We start from the raw sequence: 4,930 nt of genomic DNA on the forward strand, positions 1-4,930 counted from the left end.
CTATATCAACGATTATCACGGGGTAAGGATCACGAAAAACGGTCAACTATTTCGCATTGAAAAAGCGATCGTTTGGAATATCATCGATCGTGATGGCATTTATTGCGGACAGGCTGCCACTTTTGCCGATTGGATTTTTCTCTGATTTAAGCTCCCCACTCCCCCATCACCCCACCTGCCCCCCCGATGTCGGGGGGGTTGGGGGGGCCACACCCCACTGTATCGCCCCAATATGACCAACTCAGACCGAATTATTGTTCCTCTCGATGTGCCGGATTTAGAATCAGCGATCGCACTGCTCGATCTGCTGCCAGAAGTCAATTTTTGGAAAGTGGGACTAGAATTATTTGTCAGTAGCGGTGCAGAAATTCTAGGGATTCTGCAAGAAAGACAAAAAAAGAGCTTTCTCGATCTCAAATTCCATGATATTCCCAATACGGTCGCCGGGGCCTGTCGTTCAGCTAGTCGCTATCAAGTGGATTTACTCACCCTGCACGCTACGGCCGGACGGCAAGCACTGACGGCGGCTAAGGGGGCAATCTCTGACCTGCTATCGCCGCCAAAACTTCTCGCTATCACCGTTTTAACCAGCCTTAACGCCAGGGAATTAGCCCTCGACCTCAAAATTCCCCTAGAACTATCGGAATATGCCTTAAATCTGGCATTATTGGCCAAGGAATCAGGAATTGATGGGGCGGTTTGTTCTCCCCAAGAAGTGGCGCAATTGCGGCGCGTCTGTGGAGAGGATTTTCTCTTAGTTTGCCCCGGAGTTCGTCCCTCCTGGTCAAGCAAAGGGGATCAAAGTCGGGTGATGACTCCGGCCCAAGCGCTTAAAGCTGGGGCTGATTATCTAGTAATTGGACGACCGATCACTGGTGCCGAGGAGCCAAAGGTAGCATGGGCAAAAATTTGTCAAGAATTAGCCGACATTTAGCTGTATTGCTGGTTATGTTCGGGATTAACTTGCCAGCAGTTAGTCGTCCTCTTTCTAGCTGTCCGGAGGATTTAAATCTTTTAGTCGATCGCCTCTTGTCAGATTTACCCAGTTATGCTAATCGAGTTATTAGCCGCTCCCAAATCGACCAAAAATTATCTACACCGGTTTTTGTGATTATTGCCGGTCGTCCTGAATTTGCACCCCTACCTTTAACTGCCAGTCAATATTCTGGTCAAATTGCCGATGACACTCAACAGGTTTTTTTTACGACTTTAGAGCGTCAGTATAGCAAAAATCGCTCTGTCAGCCTCCAGAATTATCACTGGTTATTTTTAACTAAAACTGGGGAAGGATGGCGATTAGTGACGGTTTACAGTCAATTAGCTGCCCTTGAACCCGCTCAAGTCCCTTTACCTCCCCTAGAAACCAGCCAAGGCACCATCGGCCAAGCGGTGCGTCTCTGGCTGCGGGACTGCGAAGCGGCTGCATTGCGCTAAATTCGCTCGGCCAACACGAAGCGATCGAAACCTGCTAGGTCGTTAATAATCTGAATTTGTCGATAATTGCCCTGATTTTCCAGCATTTGCGCTACTTTTTCCCCTTGACCGGCTCTCATTTCCACTAGCCAAAGGCCTCCCGATCGCAGATAATCGGGAGCAGTGGCCACTAGATAGCGCAGCGCGGTCAATCCGTCTTCACCTCCATCGAGGGCCAAACGGGGTTCATGTTCCCGCACTTCAATTTGTAAGTCAAGGATTTCTGCACTGGGAATATAGGGAGGATTGGACAGCATACCGCTAATCTGTCCTTGCCACTTCTCTAGGGGGGTCCACCAAGAACCCTGTTTTAAGATAATTCTGTCGGCAAAACCCGTCTTGATGATATTTTCTTTGGCGATCGCTAAAGCCGTTTGACTGTAATCAATAGCATATATTTCTGCTTTTGTCAAGATACTGGCTAAACCAATAGCGATCGCGCCGCTACCGGTTCCCAGATCTACCCAGATTCCCCCGTCGTCTCCTCTGACGGTTTCTCCAACAATATCGATTAATAACTCGGTTTCGGGACGAGGAATTAAGACTTCTGGGGAGACTTTGAGGGTAAAATTACGCCAGACCACCGATTCGAGCAAATACTGCAAGGGAACCCTTGTTTGCAGGCGTTTTTGCCAGCGTTTAGTAATTTCCGACCAGGAATAACTCAAAGGGATTTTTTCTCGTTCGCGAAAGGATTGTAAGCGCAGGGAAAGAGTATCTAAATCTGTCACTGCTTGCAGAAAGATATCCACTTCTTTCGGAGATAGTTGCGCTTGCTCTAAATCGGCGATCGCCTGTTGTCGCCATTGACTTAATTCTTGACCGGAAATACTCGCAGACACAAGGCTTAACGATTGGGGGCGGGGGGATTATTGGTATTATTATTAGGGCGTGGCTGATTTGCCGGGGGTTGGTTGGGAGCCTTTTGGTTGCTATTTGCCCGAATAAAATCAATCGTTTCTTGGCTAGGATAGAGGAGAATTTTAGTTAAAGCTTCATCGTTACTTTGTTGTAGGGTAGCGATGACACTTTCTAAGGGAATAACATCAATTTTCACCGTGGTCGCTTCTGCGGGATTAGCTTTTTTATATTGTTCTACCATTTGCAAAGCGGCGGCCTTTTCAAAGAAGAAAGGAATAAAATCCTGATTATTGCGATTGATCACCAGAAAACTACTCTCTTTTCCCGCTTTCGGCACAAATAAAGGTACACCACCTTGATATTGTTGACCTCTTTCACTGAGCAATTTTTTCGCTGATTCTACTTCCGACTCTTTGGGAACAAAATCGATAATTAAACGATTTTGATCGGTTTGACTGGTTTGCATTTTATAGACCTGTGCCAAAGAAACAGCCTGAACTTTAACTTTGCTGGCAACTTCAGGATTCTCTTTTTTCAGTCTTTCAAAAAAGTTTTGTGCGTCCTGTTGACTGATAAAAACTCCCGTGAATTTCTGTTCTTTTTCTCCCACGGCAATTAGGGGAACTCCTTGATCGTCGGCAATAGCGAAGACAGGTACAGACTGCAAGGTTCTGACGATTTGTTCTTCCGGTAAAGCGAGTGCTTTAGAATAGCTGCCCAGCAGCGAAGTCAACATTGTCGTTCCCACTAAACCAAGAGTTGCTGTCCAACGAATGAGAGATTTCATCAAAATAATTACCTCGTTATTACTATTAACCAATATTTGCCGTTAATCTGAACTATATAGTCTATTTGACTCCTCCGATCAGGAGTTTTTTGATGAATAACCAGCCCCGAAAGTTCCCTTTATTGGCTTGCTTCTGAACCATCATAGCTAAAAAGCTCCATATTTGGTGAGATGTGGTCGCAGCGGCGGCCAGGAAATAGGGGCAATTTATGGGCTGATCTGGGGAATAATAGGGATTAATTGGATTTTTTAAGCTACATTTTCAAAAAAATCGCTTTAGCTACGGTTTAAGCTTGCTTTTGCTTTCATAAGCACCAACTTGAGATCAAAAGGCATCCTCTTGTCTGAATCAGTTAGTCAACTGGCTACCCCTTGATCTTGGCACTGCTAATGACTTTCCGAGAAATCGCGCGGATGGGCGATCGCTAACCGCAGCCATTGATAGGAAACTAGATTTAAAATCAGTCCGATGATCAATAAAATTGCCATGAGAGCGATTTGATACCAGGCGATCGGTCTGACCAGAAGATCGGCGATCAGATGGGCTAAATTCAAGACAGAATAGAGAATTGTCAGCCAGAAATGGGCCTTTCTCAAGGAGCGACTTTCGCTAAAATTGACCCCGATAATCGCTAACATTGGCAGCAAAAAAAAGAGCAACATTCCCCAGAAAATCGGATCGAGATTGCTGGTTTGATGACTCTCGACGATCGATTGACCATGGAAAAGCGGCATTAAACCCAGTTGGGTGTGAAATAGAGTTCCCAAGAGGAATGTTGTCCAGAGAGCGGCAATTTTTTCGGGATATTTCGCTGTTTTCACGGTAATTATCCTCTTAATCGGTTAGTATAAAAGGTCGGGCTAGGTGAGAAAGTATTCTTAAATTTTTCCTAGTCACTTATCTATACATTCTAAAAAAAGTTTCTGTATTTAAAATTACTTTTTACAAAAAAACACAAAATAGTTTTTACTGCTGATCAGCCGTGGAGAAAGGCCGCTGCTATAGTGGTAAATTTAGCTAATTCTCAATCTAAAAATGTTTATGACCACAACCACTTGCGAGAGTAACTCAATCTATCCCGTGCGTTGGCAAGATAATAAAGTCTGGCTGATCGATCAAACCCGTTTACCCATGGAGTATGGGGAAGTTGAGATCACCAGCAGTGAAGCCATGGCCCGGGCGATCGAAACGATGATTGTCCGCGGCGCTCCGGCCATCGGGGTGGCGGCTGCATACGGTATGGTTTTAGGAGCGCAGGAAATTACCACCGACCAGAAAGAGCAATTTCTGGCTGATTTAACTAGAATAGCCGATCGATTAGCCCAAACCCGGCCGACGGCGGTGAATTTATTCTGGGCGATCGAGCGAATGTTAAAAGTGGCCAGGGAAAGTGGCCCAGAAGTGGCAGTAATTACCAAAAATCTCCTTGAAACTGCCCAAAATATCCAAAAAGAAGACGTGGAAACCTGTCGGGCGATCGGTCACCATGGTTTATTGGCGCTGCCGGAGCAACCGGAAAAACTGACAATTTTAACCCACTGTAATACTGGTTCCCTAGCCACGGCCGGTTATGGTACTGCTTTAGGGGTAATTCGTTCCGCTTGGACAGCAGGGAGATTAATACAAGTGTATGCAGACGAAACCCGGCCGCGGCTGCAAGGGGCAAAATTAACCGCCTGGGAATGTCTGCGGGAGGGAATTCCCGTCACCGTGATCACCGATAGCATGGCGGCCCACTGTATGCAGCAAAAACTGATCGATGCGGTGATCGTTGGGGCCGATCGCATTGCGGCCAATGGGGACACGGC

General features: G+C 46.2%; 7 protein-coding genes. 4 read left to right on the top strand and 3 right to left on the bottom strand.

The features are described from left to right. The 3 genes from PX481_RS14150 to PX481_RS14160 form a co-directional block, all read left to right on the top strand. The coding region (locus PX481_RS14150; RefSeq protein WP_288094795.1) for an MEKHLA domain-containing protein at positions 1-145 on the top strand (145 nt) is incomplete at its 5' end. An 87-nt stretch (positions 146-232) separates the two neighbouring features. Continuing rightward, complete coding sequence (gene pyrF / locus PX481_RS14155) at positions 233-934, top strand: orotidine-5'-phosphate decarboxylase (RefSeq protein ID WP_002763813.1); 702 nt, start codon at positions 233-235, stop codon at positions 932-934. Further along, entirely contained in the window at positions 898-1,434 is a 537-nt protein-coding gene (locus PX481_RS14160) for a hypothetical protein (RefSeq protein WP_052277909.1), read from the top strand. The genes pyrF and PX481_RS14160 overlap by 37 nt, the downstream gene beginning before the upstream one ends. Here PX481_RS14160 and prmC read toward each other — a convergent pair. The 3 genes from prmC to PX481_RS14175 form a co-directional block, all read right to left on the bottom strand. Then, on the bottom strand, positions 1,431-2,315 hold the full coding sequence (prmC, locus tag PX481_RS14165; RefSeq protein ID WP_288094793.1) for a peptide chain release factor N(5)-glutamine methyltransferase: 885 nt from the start codon (positions 2,313-2,315) through the stop codon (positions 1,431-1,433). The genes PX481_RS14160 and prmC overlap by 4 nt on opposite strands. Positions 2,316-2,320: 5 nt before the next feature. Beyond that, entirely contained in the window at positions 2,321-3,121 is an 801-nt protein-coding gene (locus PX481_RS14170; RefSeq protein ID WP_288026277.1) for a Tic22 family protein, read from the bottom strand. 387 nt (positions 3,122-3,508) lie between these two features. After that, positions 3,509-3,943, bottom strand: coding sequence for a hypothetical protein (locus tag PX481_RS14175; protein WP_052277912.1), 435 nt, complete (start codon positions 3,941-3,943; stop codon positions 3,509-3,511). A 220-nt stretch (positions 3,944-4,163) separates the two neighbouring features. Here PX481_RS14175 and mtnA point away from each other — a divergent pair. After that, positions 4,164-4,930, top strand: a 767-nt coding sequence (gene mtnA, locus PX481_RS14180) for an S-methyl-5-thioribose-1-phosphate isomerase (RefSeq protein ID WP_288094794.1), incomplete at its 3' end; no start/stop codon positions are given.

The organism is Microcystis sp. M53603_WE2, assembly GCF_030065435.1.

Bases quoted from the DNA above. Each gene is read 5' to 3' on its own strand.
- pyrF (WP_002763813.1), top strand. From the start codon at position 233: ATGACCAACTCAGACCGAATTATTGTTCCTCTCGATGTGCCGGATTTA.
- PX481_RS14160 (WP_052277909.1), top strand. From the start codon at position 898: ATGGGCAAAAATTTGTCAAGAATTAGCCGACATTTAGCTGTATTGCTG.
- PX481_RS14170 (WP_288026277.1), bottom strand. From the start codon at position 3,121: ATGAAATCTCTCATTCGTTGGACAGCAACTCTTGGTTTAGTGGGAACG.